Annotated in this window: 14 protein-coding genes; 8 read left to right on the forward strand and 6 right to left on the reverse strand. The window is 62.8% G+C overall.

The features are described 5' to 3' along the window. Nucleotides 1–43: 43 nt before the first annotated feature. Nucleotides 44–988, forward strand: coding sequence for a LysR family transcriptional regulator (locus tag BLU76_RS20990; RefSeq protein WP_063321195.1), 945 nt, complete (start codon nucleotides 44–46; stop codon nucleotides 986–988). Nucleotides 989–1,116: 128 nt separating this feature from the next. Then, a complete protein-coding gene (locus tag BLU76_RS20995) occupies nucleotides 1,117–6,213 on the forward strand; it encodes a dermonecrotic toxin domain-containing protein (RefSeq protein ID WP_092224212.1) in 5,097 nt (1,698 codons plus the stop codon). Between the two features lie 3 nt (nucleotides 6,214–6,216). Here the strand turns inward: BLU76_RS20995 and BLU76_RS21000 are convergent, their stop codons facing one another. Further along, nucleotides 6,217–7,179, reverse strand: coding sequence for a class I SAM-dependent methyltransferase (locus tag BLU76_RS21000; protein ID WP_092143219.1), 963 nt, complete (start codon nucleotides 7,177–7,179; stop codon nucleotides 6,217–6,219). Nucleotides 7,180–7,351: 172 nt separating this feature from the next. Then, nucleotides 7,352–8,035: a murein L,D-transpeptidase catalytic domain family protein gene (locus tag BLU76_RS21005; RefSeq protein ID WP_063325073.1), complete on the reverse strand. Its 684-nt coding sequence runs from the start codon at nucleotides 8,033–8,035 to the stop codon at nucleotides 7,352–7,354. A gap of 162 nt (nucleotides 8,036–8,197) precedes the next feature. Between BLU76_RS21005 and BLU76_RS21010 the strand changes: the two genes are divergently transcribed. Further along, on the forward strand, nucleotides 8,198–9,760 hold the full coding sequence (locus BLU76_RS21010) for a L,D-transpeptidase family protein (RefSeq protein ID WP_092224214.1): 1,563 nt from the start codon (nucleotides 8,198–8,200) through the stop codon (nucleotides 9,758–9,760). A 2-nt stretch (nucleotides 9,761–9,762) separates the two neighbouring features. On the opposite strand, the gene BLU76_RS21015 is transcribed toward BLU76_RS21010, so the two are convergent. Next, complete coding sequence (locus BLU76_RS21015; protein WP_092143225.1) at nucleotides 9,763–10,392, reverse strand: NAD(P)H-dependent oxidoreductase; 630 nt, start codon at nucleotides 10,390–10,392, stop codon at nucleotides 9,763–9,765. Between the two features lie 82 nt (nucleotides 10,393–10,474). Between BLU76_RS21015 and BLU76_RS21020 the strand changes: the two genes are divergently transcribed. Continuing rightward, on the forward strand, nucleotides 10,475–11,098 hold the full coding sequence (locus tag BLU76_RS21020; protein ID WP_092143228.1) for a TetR/AcrR family transcriptional regulator: 624 nt from the start codon (nucleotides 10,475–10,477) through the stop codon (nucleotides 11,096–11,098). Nucleotides 11,099–11,178: 80 nt separating this feature from the next. Here BLU76_RS21020 and BLU76_RS21025 read toward each other — a convergent pair whose 3' ends face one another. Further along, on the reverse strand, nucleotides 11,179–11,592 hold the full coding sequence (locus BLU76_RS21025) for a CBS domain-containing protein (RefSeq protein WP_072345929.1): 414 nt from the start codon (nucleotides 11,590–11,592) through the stop codon (nucleotides 11,179–11,181). A gap of 558 nt (nucleotides 11,593–12,150) precedes the next feature. Between BLU76_RS21025 and nirB the strand changes: the two genes are divergently transcribed. The 3 genes from nirB (at nucleotide 12,151) to BLU76_RS21040 (ending at nucleotide 15,760) form a co-directional block, all read left to right on the forward strand. Further along, a complete protein-coding gene (gene nirB / locus BLU76_RS21030) occupies nucleotides 12,151–14,712 on the forward strand; it encodes a nitrite reductase large subunit NirB (RefSeq protein WP_092224216.1) in 2,562 nt (853 codons plus the stop codon). Further along, nucleotides 14,712–15,098, forward strand: a complete 387-nt coding sequence (gene nirD, locus BLU76_RS21035) for a nitrite reductase small subunit NirD (RefSeq protein ID WP_092143234.1) — start codon at nucleotides 14,712–14,714, stop codon at nucleotides 15,096–15,098. Before nirB ends, nirD begins: the two co-directional genes overlap by 1 nt. Nucleotides 15,099–15,319: 221 nt before the next feature. After that, the gene (locus BLU76_RS21040) at nucleotides 15,320–15,760 is read left to right on the forward strand and encodes a CBS domain-containing protein (RefSeq protein WP_092224218.1); all 441 of its coding nucleotides are present in this window, start codon (nucleotides 15,320–15,322) and stop codon (nucleotides 15,758–15,760) included. A 175-nt stretch (nucleotides 15,761–15,935) separates the two neighbouring features. On the opposite strand, the gene BLU76_RS21045 is transcribed toward BLU76_RS21040, so the two are convergent. Together BLU76_RS21045 and BLU76_RS21050 are read right to left on the reverse strand one after the other, a co-directional pair. Further along, nucleotides 15,936–16,973, reverse strand: coding sequence for an AraC family transcriptional regulator (locus BLU76_RS21045; RefSeq protein WP_063321206.1), 1,038 nt, complete (start codon nucleotides 16,971–16,973; stop codon nucleotides 15,936–15,938). Continuing rightward, the gene (locus BLU76_RS21050; RefSeq protein ID WP_092224220.1) at nucleotides 16,970–17,884 is read right to left on the reverse strand and encodes a GGDEF domain-containing protein; all 915 of its coding nucleotides are present in this window, start codon (nucleotides 17,882–17,884) and stop codon (nucleotides 16,970–16,972) included. Before BLU76_RS21050 ends, BLU76_RS21045 begins: the two co-directional genes overlap by 4 nt. Before the next feature lie 447 nt (nucleotides 17,885–18,331). On the opposite strand from BLU76_RS21050, the gene BLU76_RS21055 reads away from it, so the two are divergent. After that, entirely contained in the window at nucleotides 18,332–20,854 is a 2,523-nt protein-coding gene (locus tag BLU76_RS21055; protein ID WP_092224222.1) for a TonB-dependent receptor, read from the forward strand. The last annotated feature ends 86 nt before the right edge of the window (nucleotides 20,855–20,940 follow it).

The following is a 20,940-nucleotide window of genomic DNA, read 5'->3' on the forward strand; positions in this document are numbered from 1 at the left end:
AACAACCGATACCTTGAAGGTATCGGTAATCAGGGGCCTATCAATGACTCATCCTGTATTGTCGCGCAGTCTGTTCAACCGCCTGCGCTACAAACATTTGCACATGCTGGTGGCCTTGAGCGCCAGCCAGAACCTGCACCGGGCATCCCAGAGCCTGAACATGTCGCAACCGGCGGCGACCCGGATGCTGCACGAGATCGAGGACATGTTCGGTTGCGACCTGTTCGAGCGCCTGCCCCGGGGTATGCGCCCGACCGCCCTGGGCCAGGAACTGATCCGCTTCGCCGAGTTAGCCCTCAGCGGCCTGGATCGCTGCGCCGAAGATCTGCTGGCGCGCCAACAGGGCGGTTATGGTTACCTGTCCATCGGCACCATCATGGGAGCGGCGCCGGACTTGGTCATGGATTCCATCGCGCGGATCAAGGCGCTCAATCCGCAGCTGCGAATCCGCATCATGGGCGATACCAGCGACCAGGTGATCCAGTTGCTGGAGCAAGGTCGCATCGACCTGGCCATCGCCCGACGCAACGCTGCCACCGACAGCGAGCACTACGACTTCGAACAACTGGGCAATGAACGACTGCTGGTGGTAGTCCACGCCGGCCATCCCCTGGCACGGCGCAAAAAACTGGCCCTGGCCGAACTGGTCAGCGACTGGCCATGGATCCTGCAACCGGAAACCAGCCCGGCGCGCATCGGCCTCGATCAGGCGCTGCAACGCCTGGCGTTGCCAATGCCAGCGGACATCATCGAGTGCAGCTCGGTGTATTCCATGCAGCAGCTGATCCAGCTGACCGACGCGATCATGGTGCTCTCGGAAACGGCGTTGCGCGATTACCTGAAAATGGGCCTGGTGGTGGCGCTGCCAGTGGCACTGGACGTACAACTGGCGCCGTTTGGCATGTTGCGGCGCAAGGGTGAGCCGGTGAACCGGGAGCTGGGACTGTTCATTGACCTGCTACGCACCCAGGCCGCGGCGCGAAGGTAGCACCGATTCGCTTGCTGCGCTGACGCCCGCAACCCCTTGCAACGGTTGCGCGGTTTCAAAAAAAAATCAGTTTGGAGAGCATCGGCCACCTCAACGCATTCAATCGCCCCCAAGGAAGGAGGTCCAACATGTCCACACTCGAGACCCATGTCGAGTTCATCCACGCCAGGCTGCCCATCTGGTTGAAACGCGCCTCGCGAGCCCACCAGAAACGGTTCAAGGTCCTGACCCAGCAATTGCAACGCGACAGCGACACCCTCAATGCGCTGATGGTCGACTTGCCGGCCCCCGATACCTTTACGCGCGACCTGCTGCTGGCTCAGCCGCCCGTGCAGGCCTGGGGACCGGTGAAGGGCAAGGGCGGCGTCGTGGAGGCGGTACGTCGGGCGCGGATCAAGCGCGATGCCTTCGGCACCTCGTTGTCGGTGGTCGAAGCGGCCATGCGCAATTACCCTCCCGCCGATGCCGCCGTCGGCAGCGAGTTCGACAAGAAAGGCGAGCTGTTCATCAAGGGCCAGCCCGGGGAGTTCCATCGCTGGGGCGCTCCGTCAGCGACCCTGCCGCTGCCCATGACCCCGGCCAGTTTCGCCCTTCTGTGTCGAAGCATGGACGCGGGTGGCGCTTACCAGCGTTTGCTCGCACAGCGGCTGCCGCATATCGGCGCTGAGGTTCCCGCCGTTGCCAAGGCTTACATGGCCTATGCACGCAGTCAGCTGGCCTACGACGCCTACGAGGCGAAGCTGGATGGGCGCCTGGATGAGACCGGTGAGCGTTTGCTGGCCTATGTCGGTGTGCAGCTCGAAGATCGGCCCGTGGAGCCTCTGGCTTGCGAGATCAAGGCACTGGAAGTGCTGTCTGTGCCGTTGTTCGGTGCTCGGGTCTACTGGGGGGTGGCAGGGAACGCCCAGGGCGTACGCCCGGTGGTCTTGCACTTGCCCCATGACGTGGTGGCGCCCGTCAAGCAATTCCCCAGCCTGCAGGCCATGGCAGCACAGCTGGCCGAACGATTGCGCAAGCGCAGTTATCGCCAGAGCCTGATGCGTTACCTCCCGTTGCGCCTGCAAGCCCAACTGGGCGATGCCCTGCATGATCAGGTGGAATGGGAGATAAAGGACAACCTCAATCTGTTCCAGGAAATCCATGCGCGTGTGACCGGCTGGCGAGAAGGGGAGCTGGGCGAGGGTGGCAACCCCAGGCGTATCCGGGTGCCGACGCCCCACGTGCCCTGGAGTCTTGGCGATGTGCGCAAAAATCAATGGGACGATCGCTATCACGAATGGCGCACCCATATCCTGGCCAATGCCTCGACGCTGATGGTCCCCACCAAGGACCAGGACTGGCAGGCGCTGCTGGCACGCTTCGAGTATTGGGAAAGCCTCGCGGAGCGTTCGCTGATGCTCGCCGTCAGTTTCATCCCGTTTTGCGCACCGATTGGCATGGCCGCAGCGGCGGTGGGCGGGGTACGCCTGGTGTATGAGTTCTTCGAAGGTATCCAGGCATTCAACGAAGGCCACGCCCAGGAAGGCATCGACCATATCTTCAACGTCTTGTTTGGGATCGCTCAAGGTGCCTATCTGGGTTTTATCGGCGGGGCCGTTGAACCCATGCCGCTGAGTGACGGTACGACACGCCTGTGGAATGGCGATGTCACGCCGTTCCAGGCCCGGCAGCGCCCCCCCTTGGTGGCCGAACAGGACGCCTGGGGTGTTTGGCGCACGGCCGACCAGGCGTGGGTGCAGGTCGAGGGCCAGTATTTCGAGGTGCAAGGGACTGCCGACGCCTTGGGCTTGCGCCTGCCCGCCGGCCATCGAGGCGTGACGCCTCTGCTGGAATGGAGCCGTGCTCGCGGCTGGCGCTGGGCGCACCGCAACCCATTGCAGCGCAGCAACCTGGAACTGCTGCGCGACTTTGCCGAAACGCCAGGCGAGCTGGACGACAAGACGATCCTTGCCTTGCAGCGACAGGCCGGCATCAGTGAGGCGCACCTGCGTTACCTGCAAGTGGAAGGACAGCCGCTGCCGGCGCTATTCGCCGACGCCCTGAGTGAAGCGCGCAACTGGCAAAAGGTGCAGCAGACCATTGGCCGTCTGCGGCGTGATGAAGCGCCCGGGCATGTGCCTGTGCAAATCGCCCACACCCTTGTGGATTTGCCGGGTTGGCCAAGCGAGCTGAGGCTGCGTTATCACGACGGCGGGCAGGCTCACGTCACCGGTGACACAGCCGCTACGCGCGTGCTCGACGTACACGACGCAGACCTGGAGCAAGACGCCTGGGCGGATCGCATCCTGGCCGGATTGAGCCTGAATGAACAGCGCACGCTGCTGGGGCAAAGCCCCCTCGGACTGCGCCCGGTGGAGCGCAGCCGGTTGTTGGCCGGGCGCTGGTCCGACTACCTGGAACGCCATGGGACGCAAGTGAGCGCTGCCCTGGCCCGGCCCGCAGTGCTCGATCCGCAGGCCGTTCCCGTGGCGCGTGCTTTCCCGGGCCTGCCGGAGTCCTTGGCCAACGAACTGGCCAGCCAGGCTCGAGGCCAGGACCGGCTGCGCCTGCTTGAAGGCCGGGTGACCGGGCGCCTGGGCAAGCAATGTGTAGAAGCCCTGAGCGAGCTGCGCCTGACCCGTGCCTTGCGCGCCCTGGAGCGCGGCGAAAGCAGCGCCGACCGGGACGCCATGGTCATGGGGTTGCTTGGCGACACTGCGCGATTACACGGTCGGCTGCACCTGCGTCTGTCCTCGCCCGAGCAGCAAGGCCCGCTCACGGTGGGAGAGGCAGGACCTTTGAAACTCATTCGCCAGGAGGACGGCCAATACCGTCCTTTTGACGAAGCGGATAACGAACTGGCCGGGCCTTCGAGCCTGGAAGAAGCGTTGCTCAGGGCGATGCCGGACGAAGCACGCAATGCCTTGGGCCTGAATATCTGGGACGCAGCCAAGCTGCGTGAGGCCCTTCTTGAGCAAGCCCTGGATGATCGACAGAGTCTGCGTCCGTACCTGCGACTCAAGCGCTTCGACAACATGAATGAGGGGCCGCAGTGGCTGAACGGATACTTTGGTTATCCCATGAGCGGCCGTGGCCGACTGCCGTTGCGGCGCTGGCTTGGCACCCTCCAAGGGCGCCTTGAACGGCTGTATCCCCACCATACCGGAGCCGCCTTCGAGGGGTTGCAACGCAGCTTGACCGAGCAGGCCGAGCGTGAAGGCATCAGTCTCGATGACCTGGTTGGCCGGTTGACGACTGAATGGGCAACCCTGGATGAAGGGCTGCGCCAATGGGAGGTTGAGGAGGGCCTTCATCACCCTAACGAGGGCCGTTACAACCGTGATGAACTGATTTCGGTGCGCAGGGAGGTGACGAGGGAAATCCGCCGGGCCTGGCGACGTGAACCCGATCCGGACCGGGAAGATAGCGAGCTGATATTGCGTCTATCGGGGTGGGACATCGGCCGGCTTCCGCCCCTCAGCGCGCGTTTCGACCATATCGAAGAGCTGATGTTGGCGCACATGGGCTTGAGTGAAGACCCCTCGGATTTCCTGCGGCTGTTTCCCAATATCGAGACGCTGCGCCTGCACGGCAATAATCTCACTACCGTGCCAGCGGCGGCCGGCGAGTTTCGCAACCTGCTGGAGCTGTCATTGGGCAGGAATCCACTCAACCTGGACGCGGAGGTATTCGCCCCCTTGCTGGGCGCCGACCGTGCTCCTCGTCTGGAGGAACTGAACCTGTCCGAGGTGAGCGGCGGGACCGTACCCGGTGCCGACCGAGCCGTGGCCATCGGTCGCTTGGCGGAGCTGCCCTCGCTACGGGAACTGGTATGGTCCGACAACTTGCATTTCACCCCCGAGGAATTGCAGGCCATCACCGCTTTACCGGGATTGCGCACCCTGGACCTGGCTCGCTGTGGCCTGCGCCTGGATGAAGAGGGCAGTGCATTCCTGCGTAGCGCCACGACCGTCAGGGATTTACGGCTGAGCGGTAACAACTGTCGCGATTTACCGGACCTCCCCGAACTGGTGTCCTTGGAGGCGCTGGAGCTGGCCAACGCCGGGCTTGAACGCGTTCCCGCGCTGGCATTGCGGTTGCTCTCGAAAACATCATCCGAGCCAATCTTCATCGACCTCAAGGGCAATCGCATCACTGACATTCAGGGTGACTTGATCCCGGCGCTGGGCAACCTGCCAACGGGGAATACCCTTGGGCTTTGGCTCGAAGATAATCCACTGCCCAGCGCCCAGATCCGAATCCTGCGGGCCGTGGACCCCCAGGCTTTTCGCTACACCGTCGACGACTGGCTTGATCCCTTCAACGAACTCCAGCGGGCGTTGGAAGTGGCCCGCGACGATGCCGGCGGGCGGCGTTTCATCGATTGGTACTCCGGCCTCATCCGTGACGCCGATGCCGATGTGTCGGGCGGGTTGGCCGCCGGCGATCGACAAAGGGCGACCAGCATCCTGCAGTACTACACCGGTTTCCCGGACATCTATGCCGACCTCTCGGCACGGGTTGCGGATTTCGACCAGCAATTGGCTCAACTGCGCACACGCTTGCAGGCCCGCGTGCTGGACAGGCAACCGCCGGACGTCCCCGAACTGGAGGCGCATTTCCTGATGTTCCAGGCGGTTCAACGTGCCCGCCTCGAGCCGCAAAGGGTGCCTTTCGCGAGCTTCCTGGGCCGCCACCATGACTATTGGGGCAGAGTATTGAGCGGGCGTTATCCCGACGTCTCGCAGTTGCGGGCGGCCATGACACGGGAAGGCTTCATCAACTGGCTCAGCGACGCCCAGGACTCCTTTAACGGCAACGATCAAATACCCCGCGTCGGCGAACTGACCTGGCGTCCCTACCTGGGGTTGATGTCCCGCGAGTGGTCCGACGGCTTGGCGATCTGGGACACCGTGGAAGACGATCTGGTGGATGCCTTCAGCGAGCCGGTGGACCCTTCCCATTGGCCCCAGGTATTGCTGGATAACCTGGCACACCCGGAAGCCGACCTGCCCAGTGCCCTGGAATCCGTCACCGGGCCAGAAGGGATCGTCTGGCACCGTGTGAGGCTCGAGGCGGTGGCGGATGTGGATTGGGCCGCCGGCCAGCCGGTGACGCTCAGCGAAGACCAGTTGCGGCGCACCATGGCCATCTATCGCTCGGTCAAGAGCCGGGAGGTTGAAGGGATGGTCAAGCGGATCACCACAGGCCTGGTCAGCCCTTGGTGGTCGTTGCGCACGCAATAGAGGTTACTGGCCGGCACCCTCGCCAGAGGCCGTCATCCTGAACACCAGCGCTTTCAGGCCACACGCCATGTCGGCATCTGGAAACTCCGGCGGATTCGCCAGCCGCTGTTCGAACACCAGGCCCGGTGCTTCGCGGGTGACGCCGTCGATGAGGAAGTCCGGGCCGGTGGCCGGGTCGTTGCTGCAGGCCAGGACCGTGCCGTCGGTGGTCAGCAGTTCCGGCAGGCGGCGCAGGACGCGCTGGTAATCCTTGGTCAGCAGGAAACTGCCTTTCTGGAAGGTGGGCGGGTCGATGATCACCAGGTCATACGGCCCGCTGTTGATCACCTTGCCCCAGGACTTGAATAAATCGTGGCCGAGGAAACTCACCTGGCCCAGGTCATGGCTGTTCAGGCGATGGTTGTCGCGACCTCGGCTCAGGGCCGCACGTGACATGTCCAGGTTGACCACGTGCCGCGCGCCGCCGGCGATGGCTGCCACCGAGAAACCGCAGGTGTAGGCGAACAGATTCAACACTCGCTTGCCGTTGGCATTGGCCCGCACCCAGTCGCGGCCATAACGCATGTCGAGGAACAGGCCGTTGTTCTGCTTCTTGCCCAGATCGATCCGGTAACGCAGGCCGCCTTCGGTCAGGGTCCATTCGTCAATGGGCTCGCCCACCAGCCATTGGGTGAGGCTTTGCGGCAGGTAGCGGTGCTGTACGGCCAGCGTATGGGCCTTGCTGTGTTGCCAGGCCGACGACGTAGCGAGCGCCAGCAGTGTCGCGATCAAATCCTCCAGGTGCGTGGGTTCCGGTTCCTTGAACAGCGAGACCAGGACCACCCCTTGTAACCAGTCGACAGTGATTTGCTCCAGGCCCGGCCAGCAGCGCCCGCGGCCATGGAACAGGCGCCGGGTTTCTTCTGGCGCCGACTCCAGGGCGGTCAGCAAATGGGCGTGAAGGGTTTGAACGGCTTCAGGGTTCATCGCAAAGGCCAGCAATTCGAAGGGCCGGCATTCTAACCACCCGTGACCCTTGTGGCGAGGGAGCTTGCTCCCGCTGGGGTGCGTAGCAGCCCCCATCCGTAGCCGGCCCAATCAACAGTGTGAGCGCTTCGCACTCAAGCGGGAGCAAGCTCCCTCGCCACGGGGGCCGTGCCTAACTGCCGCTGGTCGCAAGGATACTGGCAACCTGTTGCGGCTGGCAGTTGAGGTACGCCGAACGCTTGAGCCAACTGGGGTCCGGATACCAGGAAAACATGAATTGACCGCCCTTGAGCTTGTCGATCACCTGGCGCGCCACCTGGGGGCGTACGGCAGGGCAACCCTGGCTGCGCCCGATGCGGCCCTGGCGCACGCTCCACAACGGGTTCACGTAGTCGGCGGCATGGATCACGATGGCCCGATCACGGGCCAGGTCATTGAAACCCGGCTCCAGGCCGTCCATGCGCAGCGAATAGCCGTGGGTGCCCTGGTAGCTTTCCTGGGTGCGAAACAGGCCCAGGCTGGATTGGTAGCTGCCCAGGCGATTGGAGAATTGCGTCGCGAAGTTTTCCCCGGATTTTTGCCCGTGGGCCACCAGGTCACGCAATACCAGCTTCTTTTGACGCAGGTCGAAGATCCACAGGCGACGGGCCGTGGAGGGTTGCGAGTAGTCGATGACCGCCAGGTGGCGGGCCTGGCTGGCACCATTGGCGACCGCGCATTGCATGGCGCTCAGGGCACTTTTGAGCGCCAGGGGATTGAGTTCCGGCGCTGCGTGGGCGAGGCTGTTGTAGAGCGTTTGCGAATTCGTCTTCTTTTCGGCCAGTGCCGGGCTGCAAATGACGCCCAGGCCCAGCATGACCAGGCAGAGTCGGCGCAAAAAGCCCTGTACAGGCGAAGCGTTTCCAGCGTGGTGTTCGTTCGCGGCATCCCGTCCGATTTCGTTTGTTTGCATGATGGCGGGTCGTACCTGTCGCAAAATTCACCGTCAACGAGACGGCCATGGAGTGGAGTAAAGCAGTTGTTCAAAAAGTCCGCATGTTACCTGAGCCTTTTATTGCTCACTGCGCCATTGGTCGCGACAGCCGAAGACAGCGATCCGGCGCTCGTGCAGACCACTCTGGCGCAATTGGCGGTCGCGTGCCCGGACGTCGCGGTGGGTGTCGACTTTCCGACGCAGCTCGATTTGCAAGCGTTCTATCAGCAAAACGCAGGCCAGGAAGTCTGGTCGGACGACGAACGACGGGGGGCGTTGCAGGTCCAGTTGCAACAACTGGCCGACGACGGTCTCGATCCCGGGCGCTATGGCTTGCCGGTCGAGGGGGCGACCCAAGGCCCTCATTGTGCCGACATCGCCATCAGCCGGCGCTACCTGCAAGCCTTGCATGACCTGCGTTTCGGCTACTTGCCTCAAGACCGGCTGGAACCGGTGTGGAAGGCCAATCCACCGCCACAGGACCATCCGGCCGTGGTGTTGGCCATCGCCGGGCTGGGCCTGCGGAACCTGGCCGACGCTTTTGAACAGGCACGGCCGAACCTGGACCTCTACCGCAACCTGCGTGGCCTCTATGCCCGGCTGCGACAACAGCCTTTAGCCGAATGGCAAGCGGTGCCGGGCGGGCCGTTGCTGCAACCGGACAAACAGGACGCCCGCGTACCCGCCCTGGCCCAACGACTGTTCAACGAGGGTTACCTGAGTACGCCGCCGCAGTTGAGCGACGAGCACTACAGCCCCATGCTGGTGGAGGCGATGAAGAGCTTCCAGGCCCAGCATTCGTTGCAGGCCGATGGGGTGGTGGGGCCGTGGACCGTCACCGAGCTGAACATCAGCCCGGCCATGCGTCGCGAGCAGCTGCGCATCAACCTGGAGCGCATGCGCTGGCTGGCCCAGGACGTGGAGGCCGACAGTGTCCTGGTCAACGTGGCAGCGGCGCAGTTGACGGTCTACCAGGGCGGCGCCCCGGTGTGGCAAACCCGCACCCAGGTGGGCCGTGCGCAACGGCAGACGCCGTTGCTCAAATCCCACGTCACCCGACTGACACTCAACCCGACCTGGACCATTCCGCCGACCATCATGCGCGAAGACAAACTGCCCGAGATCCGCCGCGATCCGGAGTTTCTCAGCCGCCACAACCTGCGGATTCTCGATGGTGATGGCCTGCCATTGCTGGCGGAGGATATCGACTGGGAGCACCCGGGCAACCTCATGTTGCGCCAGGATCCAGGCCCGAAGAACCCGTTGGGCAAAATGGCGATTCGTTTTCCCAACCCGTTTTCGGTGTACCTGCATGACACACCGAGCCAGGCACTGTTCAGCAAAGGCCCGCGAGCCTTCAGTTCAGGCTGCGTGCGGATCGAGCAAGTGATGCGCCTGCGCGACTTGCTGGTAAGCCCGGCCGAACGCGCCCGCACTGAGACGTTGCTGGCCAGTGAGTCGACCCACGAGTTCAGGCTGGCCCGGCCCGTGCCGATCCTGCTGGGCTACTGGACAGCACAAGCGGACAGCCAGGGCCAGGCGGTGTACGTTCCGGATATCTACGGGCGTGACGCGACACTGTCGGCCGCCCGTGGTCGCGCGCTCTGAGTTCAGGCGCATGCGGTCGCGGGGGCATGGGTGGTTTCGTCGAGCGTTGCGAACAAGCGCTGGCCGATAATGCCGGCGGTCTGCAGATGTTGTTGTGGATCGGCGGTTTCCGAGTCGAGCAAGCGCTGGGAACTCACCACGCGGGCGCCGCAGTAACCGAAAATGCCATGGTCGATCTGCGTGGTCATGGCCTCACCGTAGCCGTGGCGCTGGAAGCTGTCGGCATCGGCGCCGCCGACCCCCACCAGATGGACCTGCAAGTGCTGCAATTTCTGGATGAAGGGCTTGTCGAGGCTGAAATCGAAGGCCCAGCCGTTGGAAAACACCCGGTCGATCCAGCCCTTGAGCAGCGCCGGCATGGACCACCAGTAAATCGGATAGACCAGCACCAGCGTATCGGCACGGTCGATTCTGGCTTGCTCGGCCAGCACATCCGCCGGCGGCAAGGCTTCGCGGTGGTGCACGGCATGGTCGGCAAAGCTGAAACGCGGATCGAAGCCTTCGGCGGCCAGGTCGGCGATCTCGAACGTATCGGCGGGGTTGGCGCGGGTGATGCCTTCGGCGATTTTTCCGGCCAGGCTGTGGGTGAGGGAGCGCGGATCGTGGTGAGCCACAACGATGAGTGCATGCATGGCGAAACTCCTTCTGGTCACGAGGTCTTGATGACAGGTATGCTTAAGTTACGCTTAGTAAGTTACGGTTGGTAAAGTTAGCATGTCAAGCACTGACGAACATTCGCAGGCGTCACCTCGTCGTCGTTTATCCCGGCATGACCGGCAGCGCCAATTGCTGGATGTCGCCTGGCGACTGGTGCGGGAGGAGGGCAGCGACGCCCTGACGCTGGCGCGGCTGGCGGACCAGGCGGGGGTGACCAAGCCCATCGTCTACGACCACTTCATCACCCGGTCCGGGTTGCTGGCGGCGCTGTACCAGGATTTCGACGCCCGCCAGACCGCGTTGATGGACGCAGCCCTGGACGCCAGCGACGCGACCCTGCAAAGCCGGGCGGCGGTGATTGCTTCTTCCTACGTCGAGTGCGTGCTGTTGCAGGGCCGAGAGATTCCCGGGGTGATCGCGGCGTTGAACAGTTCGCCGGAGCTGGAACGTATCAAGCGCGAATACGAGGGTATTTTTCTCGACAAGTGCCGCGCGGTGCTGGAGCCGTTCGCCGGCACGAAGGGCATCACCCAGGCCGGTTTGCGGGCGATGCTGGGAGCGGCGGAAGCATTGTCCAATGCCGCCGCCACTGGGGAAGTCAGCGCTGACGAGGCGAAGGAAGAGTTATTGGCCAGTATCGTGGCGATGGTGACCAGGACCGCCGATAACCCTTCAAGCTGACCCACCGCTATCGCGAGCAGGCTCGCTCCCAGCGCAAAGTGCATGCCGGACAACCGCCTCGTGCTTGCTTCGGGGGTGTTTTAATGGGGCCGGGCCACACCACGCAGCAGATTGGCGCTGAGCTTGTCGGCATTGCAACTGGCGACGTTGGCCAGCGAGACCATACCCACCAGGCGCTTGTCGCGATTGACCACCGGCAGGCGGCGTTTTTCGATCTGGGCCATGTTCTTGGCCACATGGTCGATCTCTTCGTCTTCGAAGCAGTAGCGCACCTCATCGCTCATGATCCGACTGACCGGGGTGTTCATGTCCATGCCATCTGCCATGGCTCGAACCACCAGGTCACGGTCGGTGATCATACCGGCCATACGGTCGTCCTGATTGATGATCAGCGCACCGATGTCGGCTTGGCGCATGATTTGCGCGACTTCGCGCAAGGAAGTCTCGGGGGAGACCGTGCGTACTTCCCGACTCATGACTTCATTGATTTTCATCGCTGAATCTCCTTTTTCTCGGGTTGGACAGCAAGCCTCGATCCGGGCCGGGCAAGTCACCTGCGCGACACCGGACGGGGGCCTCACTTATTGTGAAAATCCGGGTGGGTGATGGTTCAGGATTTTTCCCGACAGGTTTGAATGGCTGCACTTTTATGAAGCCGCAGGCGGGTGATCGCACCATCGCAAGGCAGTGGGCGGTGCTTGGGAAACGGCGGAAGAGGCCGCTCAGCTCGCGGTGGCTGGGCCGACGGTTTCGCGGCCAGGCCCGCTCCCACAGGGGATCGTCGGCGAATGCGAGGTTGCCAATAGCGTTGCGGATTAGGTTTGGCACGCTCGCTGCAAGAGGCTATCCAGGCCCACCGTGAACACAGTCGAGTGGGCAGCCCCGTCGGTCAACGAAGATCGAGCGCCAGCAGGCCGGGGGACATCGGTAGGTCAGGGCGCAGTCGCCGGGCCGATACCGCACAGAACAGGCAAAGACGCCTGGAACCGCAAGGTTTCAGGCGTCTTTTTTTTGCTTTCAAAATCGTGATGGGCTTTTGTCGGGTGCTTTTTATGAATTCCAACGTTGCTTCTCTGAACAAGCTGCAAACGCTGATCGTGATCGGCAATGGCATGGTCGGCCATCACTGCGTCGAGCAATTGATCGAGCGCGGTGCCCTCAATCATTACCGTGTGCATGTGTTCAGCGAAGAGCCGATGCGTGCCTACGACCGCGTGCACCTGTCCGAGTACTTCTCGGGCCGCGATGCCGAGTCCCTGGCCCTTGGCGAAGCGTCGTTGTACCAGACCCCTGGCGTCACGTTGCACCTGGGTGTGCCGGTGCTGGAAATCGACCGTGACGCCCATCAGGTCGTTACCGCCCATGATCGCCTTCACTACGACAAACTGGTGCTCGCCACCGGTTCCTACCCGTTCGTGCCACCGATTGAAGGTGCTGAAGGCGATTCGTGCCTGGTCTATCGCACCCTCGAAGACTTGGACGCGATCCGCGCTGCCGCCAGCAATGCCCGTCGTGGCGTGGTGGTCGGTGGCGGCCTGCTCGGCCTGGAAGCGGCCAACGCGCTCAAGACCCTGGGCCTGGAGGCCCACGTGGTGGAATTCGCCCCCCGACTGATGCCGGTGCAATTGGACCCCCAGGGCGGCTTGGCCCTCAAGGCCCGTATCGAGAAGCTGGGCGTCGGCGTGCACCTGTCCAAGGGCACCCAGTCCATCAGCGCCGGTGAGCAGTACCGTTATCGAATGAATTTCGGCGACGACGATTTCCTGGAAACCGACCTCATCGTGTTTTCCGCCGGTATCCGCGCCCAGGATGCCCTGGCACGCCAGAGCGACCTGCAGATCGGTCCGCGCGGTGGCGTGGTGATCGACGACCATTGCCAGAGCAGCGACCCAGACATCTACGCCATCGGCGAATGCGCGGCCTGGAACGGCAGCATTTTCGGCCTGGTCGCCCCGGGCTACCAGATGGCCCGCAATGTCGCGGCCCGGCTGTGCGGCGAAAGCGCTGACGCCTTCACCGGGGCCGACATGTCCACCAAGCTCAAGCTGCTGGGTGTGGACGTCGGCTCCATCGGTGACGCCCATGGCAACACCCCGGGGTCGCGCAGCTTCCAATTCATCGACGAAACCAGCGCCAGCTACCGGCGACTGGTGGTGGACGCCGCCGGCAAGCGCGTGATCGGCGCGGTGCTGGTGGGCGACAACAGCTACTACGACACCTTGCTGCAATACATGCAGAACGGTATCGCCTTGCCCAAGGACGCTGCCAGCCTGATCCTGCCATCGTCCGAAGGCGCCCCGACCCTGGGTCCGGCGGCGCTGCCGGAAACCGCCACGATTTGCTCGTGCCATAACGTTACCAAGGGCTCGATCTGCTCGGCCATCGACGGTGGCTGCACTGATCTGGGCCAGCTCAAATGCGACACCAAGGCCGGTACCGGGTGTGGTGGTTGCGCGGCCCTGGTCAAGCAAGTGTTCGAGCATGAGTTGACTGCCCGCGGCGTCAGCGTCGACAAGAGCCTGTGCGAACATTTCGCCTACACCCGCCAGGAGTTGTACGCCCTGGTGCGGGTGGAAGGCATCATCAGCTTCGAAGAACTGCTGGCCAAGCACGGTCGTGGTCACACCGGCTGCGACCTGTGCAAACCGGCGGTGGGCTCTATCCTGGCGTCGTGCTGGAACCAGCCGATCATGGACCCGTCCCTGGTGCCGTTGCAGGACACCAACGATACCTTCATGGCGAACATGCAGAAAAACGGCACCTACTCGGTCGTGCCGCGTATCGCCGGTGGGGAAATCACCGCCGACAAGCTGATCGCCATCGGCGTGGTCGCCAAGAAATATGACCTCTACACCAAGATCACTGGCGGCCAGCGCATCGACCTGTTCGGCGCCCAGTTGCACCAGTTGCCGGACATCTGGGCCGAGCTGATCGAAGCCGGTTTCGAGACCGGGCATGCCTATGGCAAATCCACGCGCACGGTAAAATCCTGCGTGGGCAGCACCTGGTGCCGCTACGGCGTGCAGGACAGCGTGCAGATGGCCTTGACCATTGAGGATCGCTACAAAGGCCTGCGCTCGCCGCACAAGCTCAAGTTCGCGGTGTCCGGCTGCACCCGAGAGTGCGCCGAAGCCCAGAGCAAGGACGTCGGCGTGATCGCCACCGAGAAGGGTTGGAACCTCTACGTGGCCGGCAACGGCGGCATGCGCCCGCGGCACGCCGAGTTGTTCGCCACCGACCTGGATGACGAGACGCTGATCCGCTACATCGACCGCTTCCTGATGTTCTACATCCGCACCGCCGACAAGCTGCAACGGACCTCGGTCTGGCGCGAAAGCCTGGAAGGCGGCCTGGACTACCTCAAGGACGTGATCATCAACGATAGCCTGGGCTTGGGCGCCGAGCTCGAAGCCCAGATGCAGCTGGTGGTCGATCGCTACGAATGTGAATGGGCCAACGCCCTCAAGGATCCGGAAAAGCTCAAGCGTTTCCGCACCTTCGTCAACGACGGGCGCGGCGATCCGGATGTTCACTTTGTCAGGGAACGCGGCCAGCGCCGGCCGGTTCACGCCCACGAACTCCACCTGATTCCCGTTACCGAGGAGGTGCTCTGATGAGCCAGTCAAACGTCGTTCGTATTCCTGTCCGCGATGTCGCTCAAGAACCGCTGCAATGGCGTGCCCTGTGCAGCCGTGACGATCTGGTCCCCAACTCAGGGGTGGTCGCCTGGCACGACGGCAGCCAAGTGGCGCTTCTGTACCTGCCCGAGCATGAGGAAAAGCCGCTGTACGCCATCGACAACCGTGATCCCAAGTCCGGCGCGAATGTCATCGGTCGTGGCTTGCTGGGCAGCATCAAGGGCGACCTGGTGATTGCCTCGCCGATGTACAAGCAGCATTTCCGCCTGGAAGACGGCCATTGCCTGGAATACCCGGAACAGCGCCTGCGGGTCTGGCCGGTGCGCCTCAATGGCGACGTGGTCGAGATCGGCGAAGACTGATAAACACCTGTCTGGCACATCTGTGGCGAGGGGATTTATCCCCGCTGGGTCGCGAAGCGACCCCATGGACAGCGATCTCGGTTTATCTGTTGCATTGGGATGAAAGGCTTTAGGGCTGCTGCGCAGCCCAACGGGGATAAATCCCCTCGCCACAGGAGCGGCGCCGGACTCCTTTTCTTTTTTTCAATTGGCAGTGTCTTAGCTGAATGTGGGGATAAGCAATGAAAACCGCCGCTCAACTGGTGAGACTCAAAAGCGTGCAGCACCAGCAGGTCCACAGCATCGCTCCGGAACAGACGGTGCTCGAAGCACTGCAAATCATGGCCGAGAAAAACGTCGGCGCGCTGCCGGTGATCGAAGACGGGCAAGTGGTGGGCGTGTTCAGCGAGCGCGATTACGCGCGCAAGATGGTGCTGCAAGGGCGCTCCTCGGTGGGCACCCAGGTGCGCACCATCATGAGCGCGCCCGTGATCACTGCCGACAGCCAGCAAAGCATCGATCGCTGCATGGAAGTCATGACCGACAGCCACCTGCGGCACTTGCCGGTGCTGGATAACGGGCAGTTGATCGGCCTGCTGTCCATCGGCGACCTGGTGAAAGAGGCGATTGTCGAACAGGCGGATTTGATCCGGCAGTTGGAGCACTACATCCGCGGGCACTGAGCCCGCAAGCTCGCATTTGTGGCGAGGGGATTTATCCCCGCTGGGCTGCGAAGCAGTCCCAAAAAAAGCACAGTCGACTCAATGCTTGGGTGATAAAAAGGGGGGCTGCTGCGCAGCCCAACGGGGATAAATCCCCTCGCCACAAGGTTGTGTCCGACTTCAGTACCTATAAGCCTCACCCCAGCATCAACAACTGCCGAATCAGGTTCGGCGTGCTACCGGTCCAGCGCTTGAACGAACGACGGAAGTTCGCCGTGTCGTTGAAGCGCAAGTACTGCGCCACTTCTTCATTGCTGAACCCTTTGACCTGATAGAGATACAAAGCCACATGGGTGTGCACCCGATCCACCTGTTGCTGGAATCCGGTGTGGTGCTTGTGCAGCTTGCGCTTGAGGGTTGCCGGGCTCATGGCGAAGGCCTGGGCGGTCTGTTCCAGGCTGAGCGTCTGCTGCACATGAGCGTGCAGGTAGTCGTAGATACAATCCAGAAAGCTTGAAGCGAAGCCCAGTTGATCAAGCTGTTCCCGGGCTTCGATCCGCGCCACCTGGCCGGCGGTGGCTGAAACGTTGGGCCAGGGCTGGGCGAGGCAGTGGCGGGGCAGGCGCATCAGGTCCAGGGGGCGGTCGAACTGGGTGTGCTCACCCAGGTGCACCCAATATTGCTCGACGTAACGTGGTTCGCTGTGGCGAAAGCTGCATTGCCAGGGCAGGCGTTCGCCGCTGAGCCAGGTGCTCATCGCCACCATCGAGGTCATACTCGCCTCCAGTACGAAGCGCCATTGCTCATCGGCGCCGCAGCTGTCAAGCCAATGGAGGTAGGCATAGTGCTCGTCCAACAGCAGCCTCGGGGCGGCCAGCGGGCTGAGCAGCGCCTGTTGGTCGATCAGGGTTTGCAGGGCTTGATGCAGATTCTGCGCGTGGCGCAAGGCGTGGCTCGCAGGCCCGTAGTGGCCCGGCAACAGCCGCTGGCCGAACAGGAAACTGCTGTCGCTGGCATCCAGCAGGCGCCGGCTGTTGTCGATCAGGCCGAGGAACTGCTGCGGGCTGATACGGCTCTGGCCGGCGAGGATATCGTCGTGAAACAACCCGGTGCCGCGCAGCAGGCGATGGCTGTCGATGTCCCGCGACAGCGCCAGGTCGATCAGCGCGGCAGGCTGATAGTGCCCCGGAATGAAGCGGCTGTCGGTTTCGTACCAGCACGTCTTGAGCGTCATGCGCTTTTCGCCAATGTGGTCCGGGACTGGGCCAGCGCCAGGTTCAGGCGTTTGAGCAAGGCTTCGGGGGACTCGTCGAACGCCATCACCACCGCCGTGCTGGTGACCAGTTGCAACCGTTCGCTGTGTTGCCGGGTCTTGTGGGCCAGGCTGCGCACCGCAATCTCCAGCTCCAGGGCCAAGCGCCGGGCCTGGCTCTCGCCTGTATCGGGCAGCAGCACCACGAAGCGATCACCGGCCAGGCGGCACAGCAGATCCTGGCGCCGCAGGTTCAATACCAGCAACTGGCTGACGGCCTGCAACACCGCGTCGCCTTCGCCGTGGCCGAAGCGCTGGTTGATGGCGGTGAAGTTGTCAAGGTCCAGGGCTAGCAGCGACAAAGGTTGCTGGCGGCGTCGACTGTCTTCCAGGCTGGCGGACAGTTCGTGCTTGAGAAAGTCGGCGCCTCCCAACGGCGTAAGTTTGTCGAACAGACGATGCTCACGGAACAGCCGCTCGCGCTTCTCCATCTGCGCGTTGATCGCCAGTTGCTCCCGGTGCCAATGATAGATGCCGAGGGTCAACAGGATCATGCCCACCGGCATCGGCCCGGATTCGAGCCAGTGGTCCCAGGTGATGCTGTCGGGCAGGCGGATGAATTCATCGAGGCTGTCGATCCACCAGGAAAAGAAGATGCAGCCCAGGCCCAGGATCAGGTAGTTAGTGACCCGTCCGGTCGGGCGGCTTTTCAGCACCAGCCCCAACCAGACCAGCGCCAGCAGCGCTGAGCCACCTTCGCCGAGGATGTCCAGCCAGACCCATTCGGCGACGGGTTTGAGTTCGCCGCTGGCCAAGTGCAGGATCAACCCGACGTTGGCCGCCAGCAGGAGCAGGGCGAGTTTGAGGCAGTGCGGGCGCAGCACGGAGAACATGGCCGGAATCCTTTGCCAGAAGCGGAATGCGGCCCAGCACAGCAGATGAATGTGACAGTGCGGTGACGGCGGGTGATGGGGTGGGGGAGGTCGAATCAGCTCATCAGTCATCTGGTTTTTTTGCGACAACACCGCCCCTGTGGCGAGGGAGCTTGCTCCCGCTCGACTGCGCAGCAGGCGCAGATGGTCTGTCTATCAGGACCGTGGCGCCTGGTTGTGGGGGCGCTGCGCACCCCAGCGGGAGCAAGCTCCCTCGCCACGGAGTTTCCGAGCGCGGTTCCAATAGGTCATTTCAGCTCATTCCGGCTCGCCAGCCCCGCTAAATCAGCCGATTGCTGCCCCTCCAGCCAAACCCTGTCACAGAACCGTCATTCAGCACCCCTAGCGTGCCCTCCCAGTTGCCGGGCCATTGCCTGGCGGATTTCCGGATTCCTGGGGAGGACCACCATGTATCACCGCACAAGCACTGCCGGGCTCGTCGGTTTCACGTTCACCGCATTGGCGATGGCCATTGCCAGTGAGCGGCTGAGCGCCGCCGAGCAGGCGGCCACTGAACACGTTGAAGTGGTCGGCCAGGCGGCCAGCATCGACCAGGCCCTCAAGGAGCAGCGCAACGCCGACAGCATCAAGAGTGTGGTGCATGCCGACGGCGTGGCGCAGTTGCCGGATGAAAACGTCGCCGAAGCGGTGCAACGCCTGCCCGGTGTCAGCGTCGAGCGCGACCAGGGCGAAGGCCGGTTTGTCAGCGTGCGCGGCCTGGGACCGGACCTCAACAGCGTGACCATCAACGGCACGCTGGTGCCAGCCCCGGAGAGCGAACGCCGGGCCGTTGCCCTGGATGTGCTGCCTTCGGAGCTGGTGCAATCGTTGTCGGTGATCAAGACCCTGACGCCGGACATGGACGCCAACTCCCTGGGCGGCACGGTGGACGTCAAAAGCCTCTCGGCCTTCGACCACAAGGGCCTGTTCTACACCGGCAGCAGCGAAGCCAGCTATGACAAGAACACCAGCCAGACCAGCCCGAAATTCTCCGGTGCCATCAGCGATCGTTTCAGCCTCGGCGATGGCATCGACAACTTCGGCGTGGCCGCGGCGCTGAGCTGGCAGAAGCGTGACTTCGGTTCGGACAACGTCGAAACCGGCGGCGCCTGGGATTTCGAGCAAGGCTCACGCCTCGAAGAGTTCGAACAGCGCGACTACGACATCCGTCGCGAGCGGGCCGGTGGCGGGTTGAACTTCGACTACAAGCCCGACGACTCCAGTAGCTATTACCTGCGCACGCTGTATAGCCGCTACAAGGACAGTGAAACCCGCAACGCCGCCAGCATTGCCTTCGAAGACCCGCAAGCCGCCGGTGAATTGGGGGACGCCGAGGGCGAGCGCAAACTCAAGCAACGTGAAGAAACCCAGGAAATTCAATCCTACGTGCTCGGTGGCGAGCGCCTGTTCGGGCTCTGGACCCTGAGCGGTCAGGGCGGCTATAGCCAATCCAGCGAAGACAGCCCCGGCCATATCGCCGGCGCCACTTTCGAAGGCATCGACGGTTTCAACGGCGGCTTCTACGACAACGACAAGCCGCGGCCGATCATCGGGTCGGGGTTCTACGATCCCGCCAACTTCAGCCTCGACAAGGTGGATTGGGAGGAGCAGAAGACCACCGACACCGAGAAAAACCTGCGCCTGGACCTGGCCCGGGATTATGACCTGAGTGGCTACGCGTCCCAGGTCAAGTTCGGTGGCAAAGTCAGCCGACGTAACAAGGACAACGACCTCAATGCCTGGGTCTACGAGGATTTCGACGACCTGGGTTTTACCGACGAGCAGTTGAACCTTGGGCAGTTCCAGAAAGGCAATGTGGATTATCGCCTCGGCCGCTTCGGCCCGGGTATCAGCGCCGACGCGATCAAGCAGTTGCTCGGCGGTCTGAATCGCGATGATTTTTTTGACGAGCAGGAGTCGCGAGTCAACGACTTCAAGATGAGCGAAGACATCAACGCCGGATACCTGATGAACACCGTCGATATCGATGACTGGCGCTTCATCGCCGGCATGCGCTACGAAGGCACGGAGTTCGACGCCAAGGGCACCGGCGCCACCGACGGCGTATTCACCGACACCGAGACCCGGCGCAAGTATCACCACTGGTTGCCGGGCCTGCACGCCCGCTATCAACTGGACAAGAACACCCAGGTGCGTGCGGCCTGGACCAAATCCGTGGTGCGTCCGACCTTTGGGCAGTTGGCGCCGGGTTTTGTCATCGACGATGACGAGGCCACGTTCGGCAACCCGGAGCTCAAGCCGCTGGAATCGAGCAACCTGGACCTGGGCATCGAGCACTTCATGGGGCACGCCGGCACGGTCTCGGCCTTCGTGTTCTACAAGGACATCAAGAATTTTGTCTACAACACCGACCTGGCCGGCACGGGCGCCTGGACCGATTTTTCAGAGGCCCACAGCTACGCCAACGGTGACAGCGCCAAGCTGTATGGCCTGGAACTGGCCTACTCGCAAAAGTTCGACTGGCTGCCAGCACCTTGGAATGGCCTGCTGCTCGGCGCCAACACCACCTTCAGCCGTTCGGACGCCGAGATCGAAGGCTTCGACCAAGCCAGTGGTACCCAGCGCAAACGTAGCATCGACTTGCCGAACCAGTCGGACACGGTCGGCAACCTGATGTTGGGTTGGGAAAACGACAAGCTGAGCCTGCGGCTGTCGGCCAACTACAAATCCGCGTACCTGTTCGAGCTGGCGTCCATCAGCGACCGCGACCATGACCTGCATGTCGATGCCCAGACCTTCGTCGACTTCAGCGCGCGTTACTCGCTGACCAAGAACCTGCAAGTCAGCCTGGAAGCCCAGAACCTCACCGACGAGCCGTATTTCGTCTACACCGGCCACCGCTCCTACAACGGCCAGTACGAAGAGTACGGCCCGACCTACAAGCTGGGGCTGACCTTTACCCATTTCTAGGTGCCGATGCAGATCACCTGTGGCGAGGGAGCTTGCTCCCGCTGGGCTGCGCAGCAGACCTGTTGTGTGGGCGCTACGCACCCAAG

Origin of the sequence: Pseudomonas sp. NFACC08-1 (assembly GCF_900106735.1) — a bacterium.
In the GTDB taxonomy this organism is placed as follows: domain Bacteria; phylum Pseudomonadota; class Gammaproteobacteria; order Pseudomonadales; family Pseudomonadaceae; genus Aquipseudomonas; species Aquipseudomonas fluorescens_Q.

Coding starts and splice junctions, on each gene's coding strand:
- nirD (WP_092143234.1), top strand. CDS start 14,712: ATGAGCCAGTCAAACGTCGTTCGTATTCCTGTCCGCGATGTCGCTCAA.
- BLU76_RS21000 (WP_092143219.1), bottom strand. CDS start 7,179: ATGAACCCTGAAGCCGTTCAAACCCTTCACGCCCATTTGCTGACCGCC.
- BLU76_RS21005 (WP_063325073.1), bottom strand. CDS start 8,035: ATGCTGGGCCTGGGCGTCATTTGCAGCCCGGCACTGGCCGAAAAGAAG.
- BLU76_RS20990 (WP_063321195.1), top strand. CDS start 44: ATGACTCATCCTGTATTGTCGCGCAGTCTGTTCAACCGCCTGCGCTAC.
- nirB (WP_092224216.1), top strand. CDS start 12,151: ATGAATTCCAACGTTGCTTCTCTGAACAAGCTGCAAACGCTGATCGTG.
- BLU76_RS21015 (WP_092143225.1), bottom strand. CDS start 10,392: ATGCATGCACTCATCGTTGTGGCTCACCACGATCCGCGCTCCCTCACC.
- BLU76_RS21020 (WP_092143228.1), top strand. CDS start 10,475: ATGTCAAGCACTGACGAACATTCGCAGGCGTCACCTCGTCGTCGTTTA.
- BLU76_RS21025 (WP_072345929.1), bottom strand. CDS start 11,592: ATGAAAATCAATGAAGTCATGAGTCGGGAAGTACGCACGGTCTCCCCC.
- BLU76_RS21040 (WP_092224218.1), top strand. CDS start 15,320: ATGAAAACCGCCGCTCAACTGGTGAGACTCAAAAGCGTGCAGCACCAG.
- BLU76_RS20995 (WP_092224212.1), top strand. CDS start 1,117: ATGTCCACACTCGAGACCCATGTCGAGTTCATCCACGCCAGGCTGCCC.
- BLU76_RS21050 (WP_092224220.1), bottom strand. CDS start 17,884: ATGTTCTCCGTGCTGCGCCCGCACTGCCTCAAACTCGCCCTGCTCCTG.
- BLU76_RS21045 (WP_063321206.1), bottom strand. CDS start 16,973: ATGACGCTCAAGACGTGCTGGTACGAAACCGACAGCCGCTTCATTCCG.
- BLU76_RS21055 (WP_092224222.1), top strand. CDS start 18,332: ATGTATCACCGCACAAGCACTGCCGGGCTCGTCGGTTTCACGTTCACC.